The organism is Williamsia muralis (genome assembly GCF_051487485.1).
In the GTDB taxonomy this organism is placed as follows: domain Bacteria; phylum Actinomycetota; class Actinomycetes; order Mycobacteriales; family Mycobacteriaceae; genus Williamsia; species Williamsia muralis_B.
Genome location: NZ_JAHVCV010000001.1, coordinates 426,305 through 445,962, shown reverse-complemented (window position 1 = coordinate 445,962; position 19,658 = coordinate 426,305). Strand labels below are relative to the sequence as shown.

Genomic DNA, 19,658 nt, shown 5'->3' with positions numbered 1-19,658 from the left:
CTCTCCCTGCATTCGTAAGTCGAACGGCGTCCGGCCGATGGTGGTTGATGGCGAGACGGTGGCCACCGAATGATCGAGGCGCGAAGCATACGATTGCACCATCGCGAGTCTTATGAGGGAGCACTACCGATGCCAGCCATACGAGCAGCCGACCCCGATCCGAGCGACTTCACCTTCGCCCCCTTGACCCCGGCGGCATTTCTGACGCGTGCTGCGCAGGCCTTCGCGGACCGCACCGCGATCGTCGACGGCGATCTCACCTTCACCTACGCCGACTACCACCGACGCGCCCTTGCCCTCACCGGGATGCTCGAGGAACTGGGGATCGGTGAGGGCGACAGGGTGGCGGCACTGTGTGCCAACAGCCACGTGATGCTCGAATTGCACAGTGCCATCCCTCTGCACGGTTCGGTTCTGGTTCCCCTCAACATTCGGCTTTCTGCGCCCGAGATCGAGTACATCCTCGACCACAGTGGAGCGAAGGTCCTTGTGGCGACAGCCGAGTTCGCCGACGTCGCAGCGAAAGTCGCCGCCGCGGTTGGTATTCGGGCGATCGTGTCGGGAGGACCCGACGACGAGTACGAACAGTTGCTCTCCCAGTCTCCCGGCGCGGTACAGCGCGAACCCAGTGAACGCGGTCTGCTGGCCATCAATTACACCTCTGGAACAACCGGGCGGCCCAAAGGCGTTATGTACCACCACCGGGGTGCCTACCTGCAGGCCGTTTCGATGGCCTACCAATCCCGTCTCGACCCGGGGTCGAACTACCTGTGGACCCTCCCGATGTTCCATTGCGACGGTTGGTGTTTCACCTGGGCCGTCACCGCGGCAGGCGGTACCCATGTCTGTCTGCGGGCGATCGACACGGCCGAGATCTGGCGCCTGGTCCGCGACACCGGCATCACCCACTTCTGCGCTGCGCCGACGGTCTTGACGATGATCGCCGAGGATGGTTCTGCCTCACCGCTCGACAGCCCGATCCAGGTGTCCACCGGCGGCGCCCCGCCGTCGCCCGCCCTGCTCGCCCGGATGGCCGCGCTCAACATCGAAGTGACCCACCTGTACGGGATGACCGAGACCTTCGGCCCCATTGTCGTCAATCAATGGCAGCCCGAGTGGGACGCAGCCACACCCGATGAGGTGGCCGAGAGGAAGGCGCGTCAGGGCATCGGGAACATCACCGCCGGTCCTGTGCGAGTCGTTTCACCCGTCGGCGACGACGTGCCCGCTGACGCCCAGACGCTCGGGGAGCTGGTGGTCCGCGGCAACAACGTGATGTTGGGCTACTACCGCGACCCCGACGCCACCCGCGCCGCGACCATCGACGGGTGGCTGCGCACCGGCGACCTGGCAGTGATGCATCCCGATGGCTATGTGGAACTCAAAGACCGCAGCAAGGACGTCATCATCTCCGGCGGCGAGAACATCGCCTCGGTCGAGGTCGAACGGGTCCTCGACGCGCATCCGGATGTCGTGGAGTCCGCCGTCGTCGGCCGTCCCGACGAACGCTGGGGTGAAGTGCCGGTCGCCTATGTCACCGTCCGGACAGGCCGTGACCTCACCGCAGCCGACCTGATCGAGTTCGTCCGAACCAGACTCGCCCGGTTCAAGGTCCCCAAAGAGATCGTGTTCAGTGACCTGCCGAAGACCTCGACCGGGAAGATACAGAAGAACGTGCTGCGGCTTGGCCACGGAAGGTGAAATCCGTTCGTTGACGTTCCCTGGAGGCCCGTTCCTCAGGCAGACTCAGGGCATGGAGACCATCGACTACGCACCAGGACGACAGGCAGACCTTTTCGGCGACCCAGCACATCCCACCGTGTTGCTCTGGCACGGGATGCAGACCGATGCACGGGCAGCTGTTCGCCCGCTCGCCGAACGCATCGCTACACACGGGGTGAACGTGATTGCTCCGGACTGGGATTCGCACGCCGCCGACGGCGGTCGAGCAGATCTCCTCCGATCAGCGCAGGTTGCCATGGACCGGACCGAGTCGTCGAACGGAATTGTCATCGTCGGGTGGTCACTCGGCGGCATCGCGGCGGCCGGACTCGCCATCGACGCCGACGCACTCGGAGTCCGTATCCGTCACGCCGTGTGCCTCGCCGGCGCGTTCACGGCGACCAATCCGCTCACAGGTGAGAAGCTCCCCGAGCAACTGACGTCGACCGGTCAACGACCGCCGTTCACGTTGCTGCACGGACGATCCGACGACGTCGTACCGATCAGCTCCAGCCAAGGTTTCGCCGCCACCCTTCAGCGCAGTGACTGGCCGGTCGAACTCGTCGAGCTCGACGTCGATCACGGTTCGATCGCCGGAGCGGCCTACGACGCCGCCTCCGACCACTACGTGCCCTCGGATGCCCCCGACACCGCGGCCGTCACCGCCGACGTGGCGTCCCGGGTTGCGGGCGCCTGCGGCGTCACTTCCTGAGGTCGTCAGTCGACTAATGTGAAATTGTTGTTGTCCCAGTTGATGTCCCATGAAGTGGTCGCCGCGAAGATTCGCTGCGGCCACGAGAAATCATAGAAGTAGCAATCGCCGTAGTTCAACGTCTTGGTCTCACCTGGCGCGATCGTTCCCACCCATTGAGGAGCGACTGGCGCCGGCGTCGTGGGTACAACAACGACGTTGTAGGCCGCCGCGGTCCCAATGTTCGTCACGTTCACAGGGCACCCGAAACCGGTGCCCCAAGTCAGCGCCACATCTGTGTACCCCGGTGCTGCCGTAGCGGGCGCCGCGGCAACCCACCCTCCGGCCAAGGCCACTACACACGCCAGTGAACCAATTAGTCTTCTCATTCAACCCACCCCATTTCTCGATTCCGGATTCTTTGTAAGAAAGATAGTCCGCTATGAATGGATTTATCGACAAACAACAAGCGCATCAAAACCCGATAGATTTTTATAGCGTCAGTAAATAAATCGGTGCAACACGGATCGCACCCAACTGAATGTGCAGGTGACAACCCGCCGCCGAACGGCGTGTTCAAGCTCCTGACGACCCGCCCGGACTCATCTGTTCCGGGGACGCGCGTGGCCAGTGCCTCGGGATATGAATGAGGGTCGCAATTTCTGCGATTCACCGAGTGGGGGGTTCGCGTGCCATATCTCAGTCTGATCGTGCTCGTGGTGATGATCGCCGCACTGGTAGACATCATCGGCAGCGACGCTGCCGGAATCCGGGGACTACCGCGCTGGGGGTGGCTTCTCCTGGTGATCATCTTGCCGTTGGTCGGATCGATCGTGTGGTTCTTCGCTGGTCGTCCGGTCTCTGGCGTCTCGGGCCGGGTCAGCGGTTCAGGTCGCGCCTCGGCACTCGGCTACCCCGAATACGACGTTCCGGGACGATTCGAACCGCAAGATCCCGAGGCAGATGCGGAGTTCTTGCGTCGATGCCGCGAGCGCGCGGAACAGCAACGACGTCAAGGTGAACTCGACCGCCGTCGACGTGAGCGCGAGGCCGACTGACTCCCTCGTTCGTTCCCCGACCGCAGCGTCCGTCCACGCTGGACTATCTGCGCGACACGGGTCTGGACACATGTCTGGATTTGCAGGTACCGTGACGCCCCATGGGACGCGTGGACGGAAAAGTTGCAATCATCAGCGGCGGTGCTCGAGGAATGGGCGCATCGCATGCGCGGTTACTTGTCGCCGAGGGCGCCAAGGTCGTGATCGGCGACATCTTGGATGACGAGGGCACAGCGCTTGCCGATGAGCTCGGTGACGCCGCACGCTACGTGCACCTCGACGTGGCTCAGGCCGACCAGTGGCAAGAAGCTGTGGGTGTTGCCGTCGGCGAGTTCGGCAAACTCAACGTTCTGGTGAACAACGCCGGCATCGCCAACGGCAGTTCCATCCAGGCGTTCAAGCACGACAAGTGGCAGAAGATCATCGACGTCAACCTCACGGGCACGTTCTACGGTATCCAGGCCTCGACGGATCCGATGATCGCGGCCGGCGGCGGTTCCATCATCAACGTGTCGTCGATCGAAGGACTGCGCGGAGCACCCTGGGCGCACGGCTATGTCGCCACGAAATGGGCCGTCCGCGGACTTGCGAAGTCGGTGGCCCTCGAACTCGCCCCCCACAACATCCGGGTCAATTCTCTGCATCCGGGCTTGATCCGCACACCCATGACCGAGAAGTTCCCTGACGATCTGGTGACGATCCCCCTCGGCCGCCCGGGTAACTCCAGCGAGGTCTCCACGTTTGTGTTGTTCCTGGCAAGTGACGAGTCGTCGTATGCGACGGGTACCGAGTTCGTGGTGGACGGCGGGTTGGTCACCGACGTGCCGCACAAATCCATGTAGCGCACACACTTGGCAGCACTCGCACGCTGATCGCAACTCGCACAACACTTCACGAGGAGGCACCCATGGCGATTCGCGTCGCTCATATCGGAACCGGGAACGTGGGGAGTTTGGCTTTGACCCAACTCATCACGAGTGCGGACTACGAACTGACCGCTGTCGGCGTCTCCACAGAGTCCAAGATCGGCCGCGATGCGGGCGAACTCGCGGGACTGGACGTCGTCACCGGGATCACCGCGGTCGGCGACATCGACGCGGTGCTCGCGACCGAACCCGACTGCGTCGTCTACTGCGCGATGGGAGACACCCGTACCGGTGATGCGCTCAGGGACTGCCAGAAGATCCTGGAAGCCGGCGTGAACGTTGTCGGGTCGTCTCCCGTGATCCTGCAGTACCCATGGCAACTGCTGCCCGACAAGAACATAGCCAGGGTCGAGGCGTCGGCGAAGCAGGGTGATGCCAGTATTTTCATCACCGGCGTCGACCCCGGTTTCGCCAACGACCTCATCCCGCTCGCGCTGGCCGGGACGTGCCAGCGCATCGAGCAGGTACGCGTCATGGAGATCGCCGACTACGCCACCTATGACGGCGCCATCGTGATGTTCGACGTGATGGGTTTCGGCAAACCGCTCGACGAACTCCCACTCCTCTTCCAGCCCGGCATCCTCGGATTCACATGGGGCACAACGATCCGTCAGCTCGCTGCCGGTCTCAGCATCGAGGTGGACGAGATCACCGAGACCTTCGAGCTCGAACCCGCGCCGGATTCGTTTGACGTCGCTGTCGGACGAATCGAGAAGGGCACCGTCGCGGCCATGCGTTTCGAGATCCATGGGAAGGTCAACGGTCACTCGGCCATCGTCGTCGAACACGTCACCCGACTTCGCGACGACCTCCGGCCCGATTGGGCCCGCCCCGCCCAGAAAGGCGGTTCGTACCGCGTGGAGATCACCGGCGAACCCAGCTACACCGTCGACATCTGCCCCACCAGCGAGAAGGGCGACCACAACCATGCCGCGATCGTCGCCGCGGCAGGCCGTATCGTCAACGCGATCCCTGAAGTCATCGCAGCGACGCCGGGCATCCACACCACGCTTGATCTGCCACTGGTGACCGGCCGCGGGTTGTACGCCCACGCCTGACGCCCGCGCAGACCGGAACCTGACCGGGCTCAGCGCACCAATTTGATTGCAGCCGGCGTGAATTCGCGGCTCGGGTGCGCCTTGTCGTGCTCCACGGTATGGCCTCCACCGCGGAGTTTGGCCTGGTACATCGCAGTGTCTGCATCACTGATGATGTCCTGGGCAGTGCGCTTTTCGCCGTCGCGGATCCGGACGATGCCCACACTTGTGCGCATCCGGAACTCCTCCCCGTTGATCTCGATCGGATCGAGGAGCAGCAGATGGATGTCGTCGGAGATGTCTTCCATGTCCTCTTCGTCGACTCCGATCAGCACAGCGACGAACTCGTCGCCGCCGACACGCCCCACAAAATGCGGTGCGGGCAACGCCGCACGCAGCCGCCTGCTCACCGCGATGAGGGCGCGGTCACCGGCGCGATGTCCATGAGAGTCGTTGACGTTCTTCAGTTTATCCAGATCGATGTACATCACCACGTCGATGTCGCCCGAGTCTTCCTGTGCCGCTCGGCCCTCGAGCATTGTGGTGAGACGACGCAGTACATACGAACGGTTGGGGAGGTCGGTCATCATGTCGTGGTCGGCTGCGTACTCGAGTCGTGCCGCCTGCGCCCGACTCTCGGTGACGTCGGTGAACGAGATCACCACCGACGAGTGGTCGGGGTCGTTGGGGCTCAGGACAAAACCATTGCACGACAACCACACTCTGCTGCCGTCGAGGCGGTCGAAACCGACGATCGCGTCGATGACCGGCTTGTGGGTGGCTGTCACGATCTGCGACGGCCAGTTCTGCGGTGGGATGGGCGTGCCATCGAGGTCGACGATGGTGATGCGCTCGGCGGTGGAGCCTGCGGCCCTGCGTTGTTCGCTCTCGAACACTCGCCGCGCAGCCGGGTTCGCAGACTCGATCACCCCGTCCTGGGAGATGAGCAGCACGCCCTCTTGAAGTGAATTGACGACCGAGGTGAACTTGGTCTCGGCTTCGATTTGGGCGGTGTTGTCCGAACAGACAACTACATATCCGCCGTCCATTTCCGAGACAGCCAGACGCATCATCCTGGGAGTGCCGTCTTTTGCGTAGTGCACAACGCTTTCGGCGGGTTTGCCGGCACGGCGACGAAGATTCACCGGCGCCCCCAAGACCTCGGCGACCGGGCAGCCGATCGCGTCCACCGCGGTGGAGCCGTAGATGGACTGTGCGGCAGGATTCCAGCTGACAACTTTTCCTGCGGCATCGGTGGCGATGATCGCGTCACTGACGGTGGCCACCAGCGCGACTTGATGGCGGATCGCCTGCTCCGCGGCCTTCGTGGCCGTCAGGTCCCGAAAGATGACCTGGTAGGCAAGCGCACCTCGCCACTTGGTGAGGACAGACACGATCTCCATGTCGATGACCGAGCCATCGAATCGCACCATTCGGACCTCGACCGCCTCGGTGAAGTCACCGTCCGTCGTGAGTGAGACCAACTTCGTGGTGATTTCGCGGATCGAGTCCGGATGCATGACGTCGGTTATCGGCCGGCCGACCAAATCGTCGAGCGAAGTCGCGCCGATCTCCACGATGGCCGCGCGGTTGACATAAACGATGACGCCGCCGGAGTGCACGGCAATCGGGTGGGGGTTGTGCTCGACGAGACTTTGATAGTGCTCGTGCTCGCGCAACGCAAGCTGCTCAGACGCGTCCTCGATGGCCTTTCCGGTGACCACGTCTCTGTTGTTGTCGCTCATCGCACGGCTGTCCCCCTCTTCATCAAGTACAGCATGGGACCACTGAGACCGTGCTGTGAAAACCCACCAACCTGGACGAGCTTGTTTTGGAGCTGTCGCCGTGGTGACCGTTTCAAGAAATACCCGGCTCGATCCCAACGGAATTGCAGACCTGTCGAAACATTTCCGTTCTGGCGTCTTTTCAAGGAAATAGCCGACCGTCTAAAAACAAAGTCGGGGATTGGCAGACCGCTACCGGACGCCGCACGAGATTGTCGAGACGTCGGTGCACCACGCACAATGAGGCTTGGAATGATGGGGTTCCGTAGGGTTTCGAGAGATGTCACCCGCGGGAGGCGGCGACATGGGGGGCCGATGACTGTTTCAGCCGGCACGTGGTTGTTGGTCGCGACCTTTCGCGGTTCCATCGCGGGCGTGGTGGCCAAAGGCGACAATCCTGCGGCACCGCCTGGTGCCGATGGGTTCCAACAGCTCAAGCGAGTCGACCTTCCGCTGCCCGTCATCTCGAAACTCGTCAAGCCGGTCGTCGAGGTCGCTGTGGCGTCGCAGGCCCCCATTCGCAGAGAGCTGCTCCTACGAGGGGACCGACTGCACGCGTACGCCGAACCGGTGACCTCCGGCACCGGGAATGTTCACGCTGTCTGGATATGGGTCGGAGGTACCGCCGAGCCGGCATATCCACATGTCAGGACCGGCGCCTGGGAATGGGACCTGGAGGGCCTGACCGTGATCTACGGCCCTGGCATACCCGACATCTACGGGCGCGATTGGGCGATCGGGAAGCCGTATCCACTACACAACACGGTCGACACATTCTCGGAGGCGGACATGGTGGCGGCTGCCGCGGTGCTTGCGAGTCGCGCGGACGGCACCCGCTACCCGATGACCGTCCGGATCGATCGCCCATCAGGTGGCCCGAACGACGGTTCAGACCCCAGGTCGCTACGGGCGGCCACCGAGGTGATCAAGACAGATACCGGGTGCTTCTGGCGCGGGGTGACCTGGGACGTGACCCCCTTCGACCCGCCTCGCCAGAACCCCCTCCACGCCGCCAACAACCTACTGGCACAAGAAGTGGACGGGTGGACCGCGATCGTCTACTGGAAGGTGGATCGGTCACAAACGCATGGTGACCGATTCCCCATCATGGTGGCCCGCTGGCAGGGCCAGAAGGTGCTCGATGGCATCCATGTGGACCCAGATACCGGGCGCGCCCGTGTTCATCCCGACGATCACGGACTCCCGCACCGTTGGGCAGAAACACTCGAACGCGGGCCTGAACTCACGGCAACGCTGCGGCTGTGGGGCGACGACGCGCGCTGGCACACTTTGGATCTCGCCTGCCAGCGAGTCAAGGGCACCGAGCCGCCGGCCGCCACGGTTCGCATCACCAGACGCGCGGAGCGACATGAAGATTGACGGCCCCAGAGCGCACCCGTAACCTGACTAGCGCTCTCGTGGTCGGTTACCCGTAAGAAGGTGCGCCGCTGCGAGATACACCGGGCCGGTGACCTGCTCGGTGGTGCGTACCAGTCGTGTCCCCACGGCGTGCAAGCAATTTCGTGCACGGCCATGATCGGGCACAAGCCGCACCACTCGCCGGAAAGGTCGTACCGATCATGGATCGAGGAGCCGACAGCACAGGACCTCGACGCGATACTGTTGTCCAGCAAGAGCTTCCACGCAGCGCTCGACCATACAGTGGAATCGCGTTGCAACTCTATGATCTGTTTGTCCTTCGCTTCACCTCCCCGTACGCATGGGGCTGCCACCGCAAGACGATCTCCGCCCTCTACGCCGAACATTGCACCACCGTGCACGCGGAGGTGGGTGTCGGATCCGGATACTTTCTCTCCCAGCTCGGAAAGACCTGGGACAAGCTGGCGCTCGTCGACCCCAACGACGCAACACTCGCATATGCCGGAGCGCGCCTCGGCCAAGGACGCCTCACCGGAGAGCAACCCCGGATCGCCGGATACGTCGCCGACATCCTCGTCTCAGACCAGCTGCCTCCCAGCCGCTACAAATCCGTCGCCGCCAATTACCTCCTCCACTGCCTTCCGGGACCGATGGCGGCCAAGGAACCAGCGGTGGCCAACCTGGCCCGCCTCACCGACGCAGACGGAACACTGTTCGGCGCCACCGTCATCGGTGCGACGCAGCACAATCGCCTCGGTCGCATCCTGATGTGGGCATGCAATCGAACCGGTGCGTTCGGCAACACCACCGATACCGAAGAGATGTTGCGCGATCTACTCGAGCGGCACTTCTCGGTGGTCACGGTGTGGCGCGAGAACACCGTCGCCCTCTTTGTCGCGTCGTCACCCCGATACTCCGAATGACTTCCAGGCAACCCACTCCACTCGGCGGCTGAATCGTTCTCCACGTAAAGCGGCTCAACCGCCAATACCTCAGCGTTCTCGGATGGGGTCGCATACCTCGGCCGCATTGGAGAAGCAGACTCGTCCGCAACAGCAAACACGTCCGTCCCGAGCGACGTTTCTACGGCCACCCATTGATCGTGACATCAATGGGCACACCATTCACGTCAGCCAATGCGCGCGTAGACACTTGTGGACTCTGTCTCCATCAACACAATTAATAGACACGTGTCCACAGCGGACGAACAATTGCATTCATGCCCAAAAGGCAATGAGTCGAAGAGCGCAAGCTGTTGTCAATTGGCCAGTTCGATGAGCACAATCACGCCTATGACCAGGCCCAATAGTGCAGTGAGGGCAAGGACCACCATCAGATCGCCCCCGATCAAGGTCTGTTTCGCGGACGGAATCCGATCTACATCGACGACTGACGCATCCTGCGGCATCGATGAATCATCCTTGATTTCCATTGATTCGTTGTAATCGTTCACGAAATACCGACCAACCCTGATTTGTGCACTTCAAAACCCCCCATGTGGCTTATCTTGCCACGCCGGACTTCTATGCGCGAGGGCGATAAGACCTACACGGTGAACTTCAATCCTCAATGATGCAGCGACTAGAAATCGTTGCCGACGGTGCCCCCGATCCGCCTGGGCGCCTATCGCAACAACGGCGAGGGCTCGAAGAACAGTGCGCCTGAGCTTCGCCCCCAGCGGTCACAACACTTCGGCCGAGCGGTCAACGGTAGCCAGAACAGCCTCACAGGCGCAGCCATTCATCCGTTCGTACGACGAATCACATCGTCCGGGGAAACGTTTCGCAGACGGATTGTCTTTTTAGCCCGCGTACCGACACCAACTTGGTTATCTTTAGCCGCATGGCGAAAAAGACCGTCGTTGAATACGTCGACGACTTGGATGGCAAGCCGGTTCACATTGATCAGTTGCACACGATCGAGTGGTCGTGGCTGGGGGTCGACTACGTAATCGACACCAGTGCAACAAATTTGGAGAAAATCGAGAACGGCAGAGTCCCGGTCTCGACTTTGCTGAGCAAGTCGGCCCGCGTAGGTGGTCGTCGACGGTCGACCGCACCCAAACACCACACCACCGGCCGCGAGGGGCCTGTGGTCGGCGCCGACGAACGGACATCGATTCGGCAATGGGCCCGGGAACAGGGCTATGACATCGGCGACCGCGGACGCATCAGCCAGCAGATCATCGCCGCTTACCGGGAGCAGTCGAACGGGCGTTGAATGAAGACCGGTGGCACCAACTTCGTCCCCGCGAGTAGCCGTCGGGGGCTATTTACCCTCGGCGGCCGCGTAGGGGGATGAAGTTGGCGCGACGGTCAGATACCAAAACGCCGATCGAGCAGCCTGACCCTGCCGCGGACGAGGGCTTCGTCGCGATGCCCGGGGGATAGCGTCTGCGCCCAGCGACGCCAGGCCGCCAGATCTTCTCGCCCGTGCACCGAACCGGTCCACACGCGGAGCAATTCGGGGTCGCTTGCCGCGAGGACCGTCGAACGCATGTCTTCCTTCAGCTCCTCGAAGACATCGGCTATCCCAGGGGCCAGTGACGCGGCGAGCAACCCGCCGCGACCGAACTTCTCGATGGCGCCGGCAACATCACCTCCGCGCAGCAACCGCCGCACCTGCTCGATGTCCGACTCGACGGGCACCGTGAGGCGGTACGGTCGCGACGCCACCAGGTCTGCACCCAGGTCGCGCCGGAGCCGGGAGATCTCGGCACGTACGGTCACCGGGTCGATCCCATCCTCGGCGAGCATGGTGGCGATCTCCTCGGTACCGAGACCATCCGGATATTCACCCAGCAGAACCAGGATCTCCGCATGCCGGCGGGACAGTCTGAGCGCAGGCGCCGAACCGGTTCGCCAGAAGTACCGATCACCGTCCAGCACAAGCAGTTCCGGTCCAGTCGCCGGCGCCACCGCAGGTGCATTCCCGGTCAGGGTGCGCACCCGCAGCTCGCTTTCCACAGCCGCGACAACCGATTTCACCATCGACAGCGCAAAGGGTGCGGCCACCCGCTCGCCGCCAGTCACATCGATCACGCCGATCACGGCGCCCGTCACCGGATCGTGCACCGGTGCCGCCACGCAATTCCATTCCTGGACAGGTACCGAAAAATGCTCGGCCCCGAAGATCTGCACACCGTGGTCGACCTCGAGAGCCAGGCCGGGGGCATTGGTGCCGGCAACGCGCTCCGCCCACACCGCTCCTTCGACAAAATTGATGCCGCCGGCCTGGTCTCGGGCTTTGTGGTCACCCTCTACCCACAACAGCCGACCCACGTCATCGGTGAGAGCTACCACCACACCTGAGTCGGACACCTCGTCGAGCATCAGCGAGCGGACCAGAGGGTAGGCGGCTGCCATCGGGTGTCCGGCGCGGTATTCGAGGAAGTCGTTCCACGACATCCCTCCCGCGTCGATCATCCCCGACGGGTTGACGCCGCCCTTGACCGAGCGCAGCCACGAGTCCCGGACCACCGACCGCACCGAGGTGGGGCCGGTGGCCGGGGCAAGTGTGCCCGTCTGCACAAAGAGTTCGTGGGCGCGGCGTACCTGTTCGAGCCGGGCAGCCGGGTCTTCGCCGGGGGTCAGCGCAGTCCAGAAGTCGCGGGCCGGTGACGTTGTCTCACTCATCGCGTCCCTCCGCTCTGTTCTCGGCGTCTGTCACGGCACGGCCGTGAGCCTGCCCTCAATTGTGCACTACCTCACACCCGAGCAGGTGCGACCCGAGGATCCGGAGCCTGACGCCGGACAGCGCGGTCACGCCGCGGCCACCACGCCCGGTCACCGAGAAGTACCAAGATGGACGGCAACAGGAGCAGGCGCACGATGGTCGCGTCGATCAGGATCGCCGCTGCCAGTCCCACCCCCATCTGCTTCATCTCCACCATGCTCTGCGCCGCGAACAACGCGAACACCGAGACCATCACCAGCGCCGCGCTCGTGACGACCCCGGCGGTCTGGGTGACGCCGGCTCGCACCGCAGCCGTGGGCGTCAGTCCCATGTCGATACCTTCACGGATCCGGCTCAGGACGAACACGTGGTAGTCCATCGACAACCCGACGAGCACGGCCAGCATGAACAGCGGTATCCACTCCACCACGGTCCCGTTCGAATTGAAGTCGAGAAGGCTCTCGGCCCACGAATGCTGGAACACCAGCGCCAGCACCCCGAACGCGGCACCCACCGACATCAGGTTGAGCAGGGTGGACACCACTGCGATCACCAGGCTGCGGAACGTGACGATCAACATCAGCATCGTGAGGGTCAGGATCACCGCGATGACCACCGGCAGGCCGTCGGACTGATTCTTCGCCGAGTCGTACTGTTCGGCGAGGTCGCCACCGACGGCAAATCGGGCGCCGTCCACCGGGTCGATCTGATCGGGCACCACGCTTGTCCGAAGTGCCACCAGGGCATCGTCACCCTTGGCGTCGTTCGGCGGATAGGTGCTGGCCAGTTCGAGCACGCTGGTGCTGCCGGACGGCGAGATCACAGGCTCTCCGGTGACCGTCCACTCGCCCGAGCTCTCGGCCTGTTTGCCGATGTTCTCCAGTGCCACAGCAACTTCGGCAGGATCGCCGCCCTGTACAACAACCTTGGCCGATGGGCCCTCGGACGGGAACTGCTCGTTCATCGTCTGCGCGACCTGCACCGGAGGTAGATCCTGTGGCAGCGTGTCGAGGTTGCCGCTGCGCATCGTCATCGACAACGCAGGTACGGCCAGGGCGAGCATCACGATCAGCCCCGCCAGCAGCGCGGTGATGGGCCTCCGGATGACGGGTCCGATGATCCGCGAGCTGATCCCGCCCTGACCGATCCGGTTGTTGACGCGCCAGAGCAGCGGCACGCGGGGGCGATCCACCCATTTGCCGAGCTTGGCCAGCAACGCCGGCAACACGGTGAGTGAACCGATCACGGCCACCGACACCACGATGATCGCCGACGTGGCGAGGGAGTTGAACGTCGCACTGCCCAGCGCATAAACACCGGCCAGTGAGGCGATCACCGCGACACCGGACACGATGATCGAGTGACCGGAGGTGGCTGCCGCTATCTCCACCGCGTCGATCGTGCTGCGACCCTTGCGCCGCTCTTCGCGTTCGCGTTTGAGGTAGAAGAGCGAATAGTCCACTCCGACAGCCATTCCGATGAGCATCACCATCGACGACGCAGTCGATTCAGAGGGAACGAGATAGGAGATGGGAGCGTAGACGCCGATGGTGGCGACCACCGAGGTGATCGCCAGCAACACCGGGATGCCGGCAGCTATCAGGGCGCCGAAGGCAACAAGCATGATGCCGAACGTGATGGGGATGCTGATGATCTCGGCCGAGACCAGGTCGTCGGCCACCCGCTCGTTGATCGACTCGTCGAGCGAGACATCGCCGGTCTGACCGAACGTCAGTTCCGGGTGATTCGAATCGATCGCCGCGACGGCGGCATTGATATCGGTGATCGACGCGTCCTCGTCGCCCGGTGGCGCACGGAGCGAGATCGCCGTCAACAGCGTCGTGCCATCGGGGCTCCACACCGGCGCCACGATCTCTTGCACCTGATCCGAGCCGGCCAGTGCCTCGCGCAGCTCGTTTGCGGCGAGCACCGCCGCGTCGCGGTCGCCGGTGATGACGACGTACTCGGTGTCCGGTGCGGCGAGACCGGCTTCGTGGATCATCTGGTCGGCAGTCCCCGACTGACCGACCCGGTAATCGGCGTCGTCGGTCGTCTGGGTGGGGATCAACGCGCTCAATCCCACGGCCAGCACCACAAGCGCAAGCCAGAGTCCTATTGCGCGCCAAGGGTTGTGCGCACTCCACCGCGCCACTGCCTGTGGCCCTCGGGTCATCTTTCCCATGTCAGCTCCTGATGCGTGAGGCGGTGCGCCTCGACGGGTGGCCCGGCGAACACCGGGCACCACCTGAGACTGCTCGGTTCCCGGAGCCCGGTCAGGAGCGTCAATCCCCCAGGTGAGGGCGGAATATCCCACCCCTGGGGTAGGCCCAGGTCTACTGTCATCTACTGCCCGCTTCGGTCACGATGGAGACCTGAAGAGTGGAAGGAACGCTGTGAGATCCGACGAAGAACCGACGCCGGTTGTTCGGTGGCTGAGGGCGGCCATGTATGCCGTTGTCACCACCCTGCTCGCGCCGGTCGCGCTGGTGCTGTTTGTCGTCCAGGTGGTCGCGATTCCGCTGGTGCTGGTTTCCGTCGGCGCCCTGGTGTTGTGGATCAAGGTGCCGATCACGGGCGCGTTCTGCGACCTTCATCGTCGGATGGCGGCAGGCGTTCTCGACCGGCCGTGGCACCCGGGTGATTACCGACCCACGAACAATCGAGGGATCTTTCATCTGTTGTCCGTGTGGAGTACCGATTCCCTGCGCTGGCGCGACCTCGGCTGGCTGGTGATCGCGTCGACCGTCGGATTTGTCATCTCCCTGGTGGGAGTGATCTTCGCGGTGACACTCATCCTCCTGCCCTTCGTGGAGCCATTGATGAAAACCCGTGCCGTGATGGATCTGTGGGCGCTGAACCGCAGCCGTAACGAAGTCCTCGAGGCACGCGTACACGAGGTGACCGAGTCACGCGCTGCGACAGTTGATTCCGCGGCAGCCGAACTGCGCCGGGTGGAGCGGGACCTCCACGACGGGGCTCAGGCGCGGCTGGCCGCCCTCGGTATGACGATCGGTCTGGCCGAGAGTCAGATCGCCACCGACCCGGAGGCGGCCCGTCAACTGATGGCCGAAGCGCGGGCGTCGGCCACCTCGGCCCTCGGCGATCTGCGATCAGTGGTCCGCGGCATCCATCCCCCGGTGCTGGCCGATCGCGGCGTCGGACCGGCAGTCGAAGCGCTGGCTCTCGACATGCCCCTGCCCATCACACTCAATCTCGGTGTGCGCGAGCGTCTTCCCATCGCCACCGAGAACGCCGTGTATTTCGCGGTTGCCGAGGCACTGGCCAACATCGGAAAACACGCCCGCGCACGGAACGCGTGGATCGCCATGGGTATCTTCGACGGTGTGCTGCGCGTAGAGGTCGGCGACGACGGGGTGGGCGGCGCTGCACCCTCGGGTTCGGGACTGCACGGTGTCACCCAGCGATTGACCGCCCTCGACGGCAAGCTCTTTGTGCACAGTCCGATCGGTGGCCCGACCATCGTGTCGATGGAGGTTCCATGCGCGTCGTGATCGGCGAAGATCACGCCCTCCTGCGCGACGGGCTCACGCGCATCCTCCAGGCCCACAGCATGGACGTGGTGGCGGCCGTCGACAACGCCACCGAGCTCGACGTCGCACTCGCCGACGACTCCATCGACGTTGCGGTGCTGGACGTTCGGATGCCACCCACCTTCACGGACGAAGGTCTGCGCGCGGCCATCAAGATCCGGACCTCCCGCCCCGGCTTCCCGGTGCTGGTGCTCTCTCAATACGTCGAGCAGCTCTACGCGAGAGAGCTGCTGGAGAGCGGCGAAGGCGCGGTCGGCTATCTCCTCAAAGACCGGGTGGCCAACGTCGCCGGGTTCATCGACGCCGTACGGCAGGTTGCCGCGGGCGGCACCGTCCTCGATCCGGAGGTGGTGTCGCAGCTGCTCACCGGGCAGCGCGCCGACGGACCGCTGGAACGTCTGACTGCACGGGAACGTGAAGTGCTGGCGCTGATGGCCGAGGGCCGCTCGAACGCAGCCATCGCCGAGGCCATGTTCGTCTCGGAGAAAGCGGTCAGCAAGCACTCGAACAGCATCTTCACCAAACTCGATCTGCCGGTGTCGGCCGACGACAATCGGCGGGTCCTGGCGGTGCTCGCCTATCTCGGGGTCTGACCTCAGCCGCGGATCACGTTGTAGAAAAAGGTGCTGCCGGCCAGCAGAATGCCCGAGACAGCGGCCGGCCAGAACCAGTTGTTGAGCAGGTCGGACCGAAACGCCACCACAACCCAACCGATGATCAACAACGCCGTGGTGAGGGTGGTGACGATCCGGACCAGCAGGATGATGATCATCCCGAGCGACCACACGAGCTCTCGAAGCCCAGATCTCATCAGACTCCTCAGATGCCAAAGTCCCGTCAGCTTTTCAGAAGAACGCAGACGGTAGCTGCGTTCATCCATGCGGAGTCGGTCACATTTGGCAGACTGAACTGATGAAGACCATTCTGAATGTCATCTGGCTCGTGCTCTGTGGATTCTGGATGGCGTTGGGCTACGTCGCCGCCGGCATCATCTGCTGCATCCTGATCATCACCATCCCGTTCGGGATCGCATCGTTTCGGATCGCCGCGTACGCCCTCTGGCCGTTCGGCCGAACCGTGGTTCGCAAACCCACAGCCGGGGTCGGCTCGGCCATCGGCAACGTGATCTGGCTGATCTTCGCCGGCATCTGGCTCGCCATCGGTCACATCGTCACGGGAATCGCTTTGTGCCTCACCATCATCGGCATCCCGCTCGGCATCGCGAGCTTCAAGATGGTCCCGGTGTCGCTGCTTCCGCTGGGCGCGGAGATCATCGATTCGGACGAGGTCGGCGTCATCACCGCTCCCCCGCCCCGCCAGCGCACGTACTGATCGCGCGCCCGGCCGACCTCAGGCTCGAGACAGCGCCAGCACCGGAATCTTGCGGCTGGTCTTCTTCTCGTAGTCCGCGAAGCCCGGCATCAGACCGGCCTGCTCGGCGTAGATCCGGTCGCGGTCGGCGCCGGTGACCTCGGAGACGGTCACCGGGACGGTGTCATCGCCGATCTCCACCTCGGTTGCCGGGTCGGCGAGCAGATTCCGGTACCACTGAGGGTCCTCGTCGGCGCCCGCAGCGCTCGCAAAGAGGTACGAGACCCCATCCTTGGGCAGGTAGACCAGCGGGGTCACGTACTGCTTGCCGCTCTTGATCCCCTTGTGATGCAGCAACAGAAGTGGCGCACCCTCGAAATTGCCACCTACCTTGCCGTGATTGGCGCGGAACTCTTTGATGATCTCGTCGTTGAAGCCCATGGCCAAAAGTGTAGGCGCTCATCACCCGACATCGTCGAGATCGAGACCCATCGGAGTGACCGAGGGAATGTCGCCGCTCGCGACCACCGTCTTCGTCAACGTCATCAACGCCGAGGTGAGTTCGTCGACCTCGGCCTCGGACAGGGCGTTGTACGCAGGTGCGGCCAGCCGGTCGGTGGTGGTCTCGATGTCACCCTTGAGCGCTCTCCCGGACGGCGTGATCGCCCCTGAGTGGTCGAGCAGTCCGCGCACGGCCAAACGTTCTGTGAGTGCGGACCATTCGTCGGGTGTGTACTTGCGGCTGGTCTCGAGAACCGACCTCGGGATGGCAGCGGCACTCGAATGCAGCACCCCGGCCTCACGACCGGTGACACCGGCGGTTGTCAGAGCGGCCACGTGGCCGTCGCCCCGATGTTCGCGCAGCAGAGTCGCGGCATGCCACAGGGCCCCGTACCGATCTTCCGGCCACGGCAACGCGGCGTTTGCCGCAAACAGCGCCCGGCCACCCAGGTCCGCGTTCTGCGCAGCCGGCCTCAGCAGCGCCACCACCCGGTCGACCACCTCGTCGTTCCCCGCCGAACCGAGCATCCGCTGCAGGGTGGCAACCGCGGCCTCTCGGCGCACATCGATCGCCGTCTCCGGCGGCGCGAACCGCCAGGCGTCCGGGATGGCGCGGGCGACATGGTCGGGCGCGAAGTTGTAGAACAGCGCGGTCACAATCTCGGGGCCCACCTCGCCCAAGGGCGCCGCACGACCCGCGAAGTACCCCATCCAGAAGCCGCGATATCCGGCCGCTGCCAGTGCCTCTCGCGTCTCGTCCGAGAAGTAGGTGACGGCGTGGATCGGTTCGAGCAGTCGCCACAGTCGACGAGCTGTGGACAATTCGATGGCCATGGGCTCGACAATGCCATTGCGCGCGCAGATCAGCCATGGTTCTGCGACGCCCGACCCAATGGATCCGCGACCGACAGGCGTTGCCGACTACAGGGCGTCGGCGAGTGATCCGGCGCCGAGACACCGGTAGGCGCTGCGGTACTTGGTGCGCAGACGCGCCTGGGTGTCATCAGGCAGGCGGTTCAGCCGAACAGGATCGGTGTTGTCGGCGAGGTCGGCGAGTTTGACGGCCAGAGCGATGTGGTTTGTTCGGATACGTGCGTAATACTTTTGCGGCGCAACATCTTCGGTTCGGGTCAGCAGCGTCACCGCATCCACCACGGTTCCCGGGATGCCCTCTGCCAACAGATCCGAGGCGGTGATGTCGGAGTCCTCGATCACGTCGTGCAGCAACGCGGTTGCGCTGTATTCGGCCGACTGGGGCGTGACGCGCGTCGCGACCGAACGGGGATGCACGATGTAGTCGCCACCCACCTTGTCGACCTGTCCGTGATGGGCACGGTCCGCGATGGCTCCGGCCGCCGCGATCAGATCTTCGCCACTACGAGCATTCGCCATGATCCGCCTTTCCCCGATGTTCCGACTGTAAGGGAGGGCCGGATACCGTGACAGGCGATCAGTCGTCGAGGCGCCGGTAGCGCCACGGGTACGCAAACCAGAAGAATGCGAAGGTGAGCAGGGCGACGAGGCCCGCAACCCACCCCACCGTTTTGCTCACCACCAACTCGAACACCAACGTCATGACGCCGGTCAGCGCCACTCCGAGCAAGACGAGGCCACCGAGGGCAAATCGCTGGGCCGAGTTCACCAGCTCGTCGAGACGGTGCCGCCGGAACAGCAGGCGATGCATGGCCACCGGTGAGAGCAACAGCACCGTCGCGCCGACCGAAGCGGTCACCGTCACGAGATACACGTTCTGGAACAGACCATCCTGCTCGTAGAAGCGGTCCTGGAAAGGGACCGTCAGCAAGAAACCGGTCAACAGCTGAACCCCGGTCTGCACCACCCGAAGCTCCTGCAGCAGGCTCGCCCAGTTGCGGTCGAGACGCTGGGTGGGAGTCTCATTGCGCTCCCTGCGATGCCAGTCGTCGTCGATCGTCTCGTCACTCATTTACCAATGGTCGACTCCTTCGTTCGCACTGGCAAGTGCCGTCCCAGACGCGATGGATATGGTCAGCCGAGAGGTTT

Annotated in this window: 21 protein-coding genes; 11 read left to right on the top strand and 10 right to left on the bottom strand. The window is 63.7% G+C overall.

Annotation, left to right across the window (positions count from 1 at the left end; translation table 11 throughout):
• Positions 1-129 precede the first annotated feature (129 nt).
• Together KXR83_RS02210 and KXR83_RS02205 are read left to right on the top strand one after the other, a co-directional pair.
• Positions 130-1,701, top strand: a complete 1,572-nt coding sequence (locus tag KXR83_RS02210; RefSeq protein ID WP_437423391.1) for an acyl--CoA ligase family protein — start codon at positions 130-132, stop codon at positions 1,699-1,701.
• Between the two features lie 52 nt (positions 1,702-1,753).
• Positions 1,754-2,434, top strand: coding sequence for an alpha/beta hydrolase (locus tag KXR83_RS02205; protein WP_437423390.1), 681 nt, complete (start codon positions 1,754-1,756; stop codon positions 2,432-2,434).
• Between the two features lie 5 nt (positions 2,435-2,439).
• On the opposite strand, the gene KXR83_RS02200 is transcribed toward KXR83_RS02205, so the two are convergent.
• Positions 2,440-2,664, bottom strand: coding sequence for a hypothetical protein (locus KXR83_RS02200; protein ID WP_437423389.1), 225 nt, complete (start codon positions 2,662-2,664; stop codon positions 2,440-2,442).
• Positions 2,665-3,102: 438 nt separating this feature from the next.
• Here KXR83_RS02200 and KXR83_RS02195 point away from each other — a divergent pair, with 438 nt between their 5' ends.
• The 3 genes from KXR83_RS02195 to KXR83_RS02185 all read left to right on the top strand — a co-directional run bounded on the left by KXR83_RS02195 (position 3,103) and on the right by KXR83_RS02185 (position 5,455).
• A complete protein-coding gene (locus KXR83_RS02195; RefSeq protein ID WP_437423388.1) occupies positions 3,103-3,471 on the top strand; it encodes a PLDc N-terminal domain-containing protein in 369 nt (122 codons plus the stop codon).
• Positions 3,472-3,572: 101 nt separating this feature from the next.
• Positions 3,573-4,313, top strand: a complete 741-nt coding sequence (locus KXR83_RS02190) for a glucose 1-dehydrogenase (protein ID WP_437423387.1) — start codon at positions 3,573-3,575, stop codon at positions 4,311-4,313.
• Between the two features lie 65 nt (positions 4,314-4,378).
• Entirely contained in the window at positions 4,379-5,455 is a 1,077-nt protein-coding gene (locus KXR83_RS02185; RefSeq protein WP_437423386.1) for an NAD(P)H-dependent amine dehydrogenase family protein, read from the top strand.
• Between the two features lie 29 nt (positions 5,456-5,484).
• Here the strand turns inward: KXR83_RS02185 and KXR83_RS02180 are convergent, their stop codons facing one another.
• Complete coding sequence (locus KXR83_RS02180; protein ID WP_437423385.1) at positions 5,485-7,179, bottom strand: diguanylate cyclase domain-containing protein; 1,695 nt, start codon at positions 7,177-7,179, stop codon at positions 5,485-5,487.
• A gap of 354 nt (positions 7,180-7,533) precedes the next feature.
• Between KXR83_RS02180 and KXR83_RS02175 the strand changes: the two genes are divergently transcribed.
• Positions 7,534-8,598 carry a GAF domain-containing protein gene (locus KXR83_RS02175; RefSeq protein WP_437423384.1) on the top strand — a complete coding sequence of 355 codons (1,065 nt, stop codon included), beginning with the start codon at positions 7,534-7,536 and terminating at the stop codon, positions 8,596-8,598.
• 293 nt (positions 8,599-8,891) lie between these two features.
• Positions 8,892-9,521, top strand: coding sequence for a hypothetical protein (locus tag KXR83_RS02170; protein WP_437423383.1), 630 nt, complete (start codon positions 8,892-8,894; stop codon positions 9,519-9,521).
• 335 nt (positions 9,522-9,856) lie between these two features.
• Here KXR83_RS02170 and KXR83_RS02165 read toward each other — a convergent pair whose 3' ends face one another.
• Positions 9,857-10,051, bottom strand: a complete 195-nt coding sequence (locus KXR83_RS02165; RefSeq protein WP_437423382.1) for a hypothetical protein — start codon at positions 10,049-10,051, stop codon at positions 9,857-9,859.
• A gap of 389 nt (positions 10,052-10,440) precedes the next feature.
• Between KXR83_RS02165 and KXR83_RS02160 the strand changes: the two genes are divergently transcribed.
• Complete coding sequence (locus KXR83_RS02160; RefSeq protein WP_437423381.1) at positions 10,441-10,818, top strand: histone-like nucleoid-structuring protein Lsr2; 378 nt, start codon at positions 10,441-10,443, stop codon at positions 10,816-10,818.
• 95 nt (positions 10,819-10,913) lie between these two features.
• Here KXR83_RS02160 and KXR83_RS02155 read toward each other — a convergent pair whose 3' ends face one another.
• Both KXR83_RS02155 and KXR83_RS02150 read right to left on the bottom strand, forming a co-directional pair.
• On the bottom strand, positions 10,914-12,233 hold the full coding sequence (locus tag KXR83_RS02155; protein ID WP_437423380.1) for a transcriptional regulator: 1,320 nt from the start codon (positions 12,231-12,233) through the stop codon (positions 10,914-10,916).
• A 71-nt stretch (positions 12,234-12,304) separates the two neighbouring features.
• Positions 12,305-14,455 (bottom strand): MMPL family transporter, encoded by a 2,151-nt coding sequence (locus KXR83_RS02150; protein ID WP_437423379.1) that lies wholly within the window; start codon positions 14,453-14,455, stop codon positions 12,305-12,307.
• A 211-nt stretch (positions 14,456-14,666) separates the two neighbouring features.
• Between KXR83_RS02150 and KXR83_RS02145 the strand changes: the two genes are divergently transcribed.
• Together KXR83_RS02145 and KXR83_RS02140 are read left to right on the top strand one after the other, a co-directional pair.
• Positions 14,667-15,785, top strand: coding sequence for a histidine kinase (locus tag KXR83_RS02145; protein WP_437423378.1), 1,119 nt, complete (start codon positions 14,667-14,669; stop codon positions 15,783-15,785).
• Entirely contained in the window at positions 15,773-16,417 is a 645-nt protein-coding gene (locus KXR83_RS02140) for a response regulator (protein WP_437423377.1), read from the top strand. Before KXR83_RS02145 ends, KXR83_RS02140 begins: the two co-directional genes overlap by 13 nt.
• 2 nt (positions 16,418-16,419) lie before the next feature.
• Here the strand turns inward: KXR83_RS02140 and KXR83_RS02135 are convergent, their stop codons facing one another.
• A complete protein-coding gene (locus KXR83_RS02135; protein WP_437423376.1) occupies positions 16,420-16,635 on the bottom strand; it encodes a hypothetical protein in 216 nt (71 codons plus the stop codon).
• Positions 16,636-16,736: 101 nt separating this feature from the next.
• Between KXR83_RS02135 and KXR83_RS02130 the strand changes: the two genes are divergently transcribed.
• Complete coding sequence (locus KXR83_RS02130; RefSeq protein ID WP_023955238.1) at positions 16,737-17,156, top strand: YccF domain-containing protein; 420 nt, start codon at positions 16,737-16,739, stop codon at positions 17,154-17,156.
• 18 nt (positions 17,157-17,174) lie between these two features.
• Here KXR83_RS02130 and KXR83_RS02125 read toward each other — a convergent pair whose 3' ends face one another.
• The 4 genes from KXR83_RS02125 to KXR83_RS02110 all read right to left on the bottom strand — a co-directional run bounded on the left by KXR83_RS02125 (position 17,175) and on the right by KXR83_RS02110 (position 19,581).
• Positions 17,175-17,576, bottom strand: coding sequence for a nitroreductase/quinone reductase family protein (locus KXR83_RS02125; protein ID WP_437423375.1), 402 nt, complete (start codon positions 17,574-17,576; stop codon positions 17,175-17,177).
• Between the two features lie 21 nt (positions 17,577-17,597).
• Positions 17,598-18,470, bottom strand: coding sequence for an SCO6745 family protein (locus KXR83_RS02120; protein WP_437423374.1), 873 nt, complete (start codon positions 18,468-18,470; stop codon positions 17,598-17,600).
• A gap of 87 nt (positions 18,471-18,557) precedes the next feature.
• Positions 18,558-19,028 carry an HD domain-containing protein gene (locus tag KXR83_RS02115; protein ID WP_437423373.1) on the bottom strand — a complete coding sequence of 157 codons (471 nt, stop codon included), beginning with the start codon at positions 19,026-19,028 and terminating at the stop codon, positions 18,558-18,560.
• A 58-nt stretch (positions 19,029-19,086) separates the two neighbouring features.
• Positions 19,087-19,581: a DUF6328 family protein gene (locus KXR83_RS02110; protein ID WP_437423372.1), complete on the bottom strand. Its 495-nt coding sequence runs from the start codon at positions 19,579-19,581 to the stop codon at positions 19,087-19,089.
• Between the last annotated feature and the right edge of the window lie 77 nt (positions 19,582-19,658).

Bases quoted from the DNA above. Each gene is read 5' to 3' on its own strand.
- KXR83_RS02205 (WP_437423390.1), top strand. From the start codon at position 1,754: ATGGAGACCATCGACTACGCACCAGGACGACAGGCAGACCTTTTCGGC.
- KXR83_RS02150 (WP_437423379.1), bottom strand. From the start codon at position 14,455: ATGGGAAAGATGACCCGAGGGCCACAGGCAGTGGCGCGGTGGAGTGCG.
- KXR83_RS02175 (WP_437423384.1), top strand. From the start codon at position 7,534: ATGACTGTTTCAGCCGGCACGTGGTTGTTGGTCGCGACCTTTCGCGGT.
- KXR83_RS02190 (WP_437423387.1), top strand. From the start codon at position 3,573: ATGGGACGCGTGGACGGAAAAGTTGCAATCATCAGCGGCGGTGCTCGA.
- KXR83_RS02135 (WP_437423376.1), bottom strand. From the start codon at position 16,635: ATGAGATCTGGGCTTCGAGAGCTCGTGTGGTCGCTCGGGATGATCATC.
- KXR83_RS02120 (WP_437423374.1), bottom strand. From the start codon at position 18,470: ATGGCCATCGAATTGTCCACAGCTCGTCGACTGTGGCGACTGCTCGAA.
- KXR83_RS02160 (WP_437423381.1), top strand. From the start codon at position 10,441: ATGGCGAAAAAGACCGTCGTTGAATACGTCGACGACTTGGATGGCAAG.
- KXR83_RS02125 (WP_437423375.1), bottom strand. From the start codon at position 17,576: ATGGGCTTCAACGACGAGATCATCAAAGAGTTCCGCGCCAATCACGGC.
- KXR83_RS02130 (WP_023955238.1), top strand. From the start codon at position 16,737: ATGAAGACCATTCTGAATGTCATCTGGCTCGTGCTCTGTGGATTCTGG.
- KXR83_RS02180 (WP_437423385.1), bottom strand. From the start codon at position 7,179: ATGAGCGACAACAACAGAGACGTGGTCACCGGAAAGGCCATCGAGGAC.
- KXR83_RS02140 (WP_437423377.1), top strand. From the start codon at position 15,773: ATGCGCGTCGTGATCGGCGAAGATCACGCCCTCCTGCGCGACGGGCTC.
- KXR83_RS02115 (WP_437423373.1), bottom strand. From the start codon at position 19,028: ATGGCGAATGCTCGTAGTGGCGAAGATCTGATCGCGGCGGCCGGAGCC.
- KXR83_RS02155 (WP_437423380.1), bottom strand. From the start codon at position 12,233: ATGAGTGAGACAACGTCACCGGCCCGCGACTTCTGGACTGCGCTGACC.
- KXR83_RS02110 (WP_437423372.1), bottom strand. From the start codon at position 19,581: ATGAGTGACGAGACGATCGACGACGACTGGCATCGCAGGGAGCGCAAT.
- KXR83_RS02210 (WP_437423391.1), top strand. From the start codon at position 130: ATGCCAGCCATACGAGCAGCCGACCCCGATCCGAGCGACTTCACCTTC.
- KXR83_RS02185 (WP_437423386.1), top strand. From the start codon at position 4,379: ATGGCGATTCGCGTCGCTCATATCGGAACCGGGAACGTGGGGAGTTTG.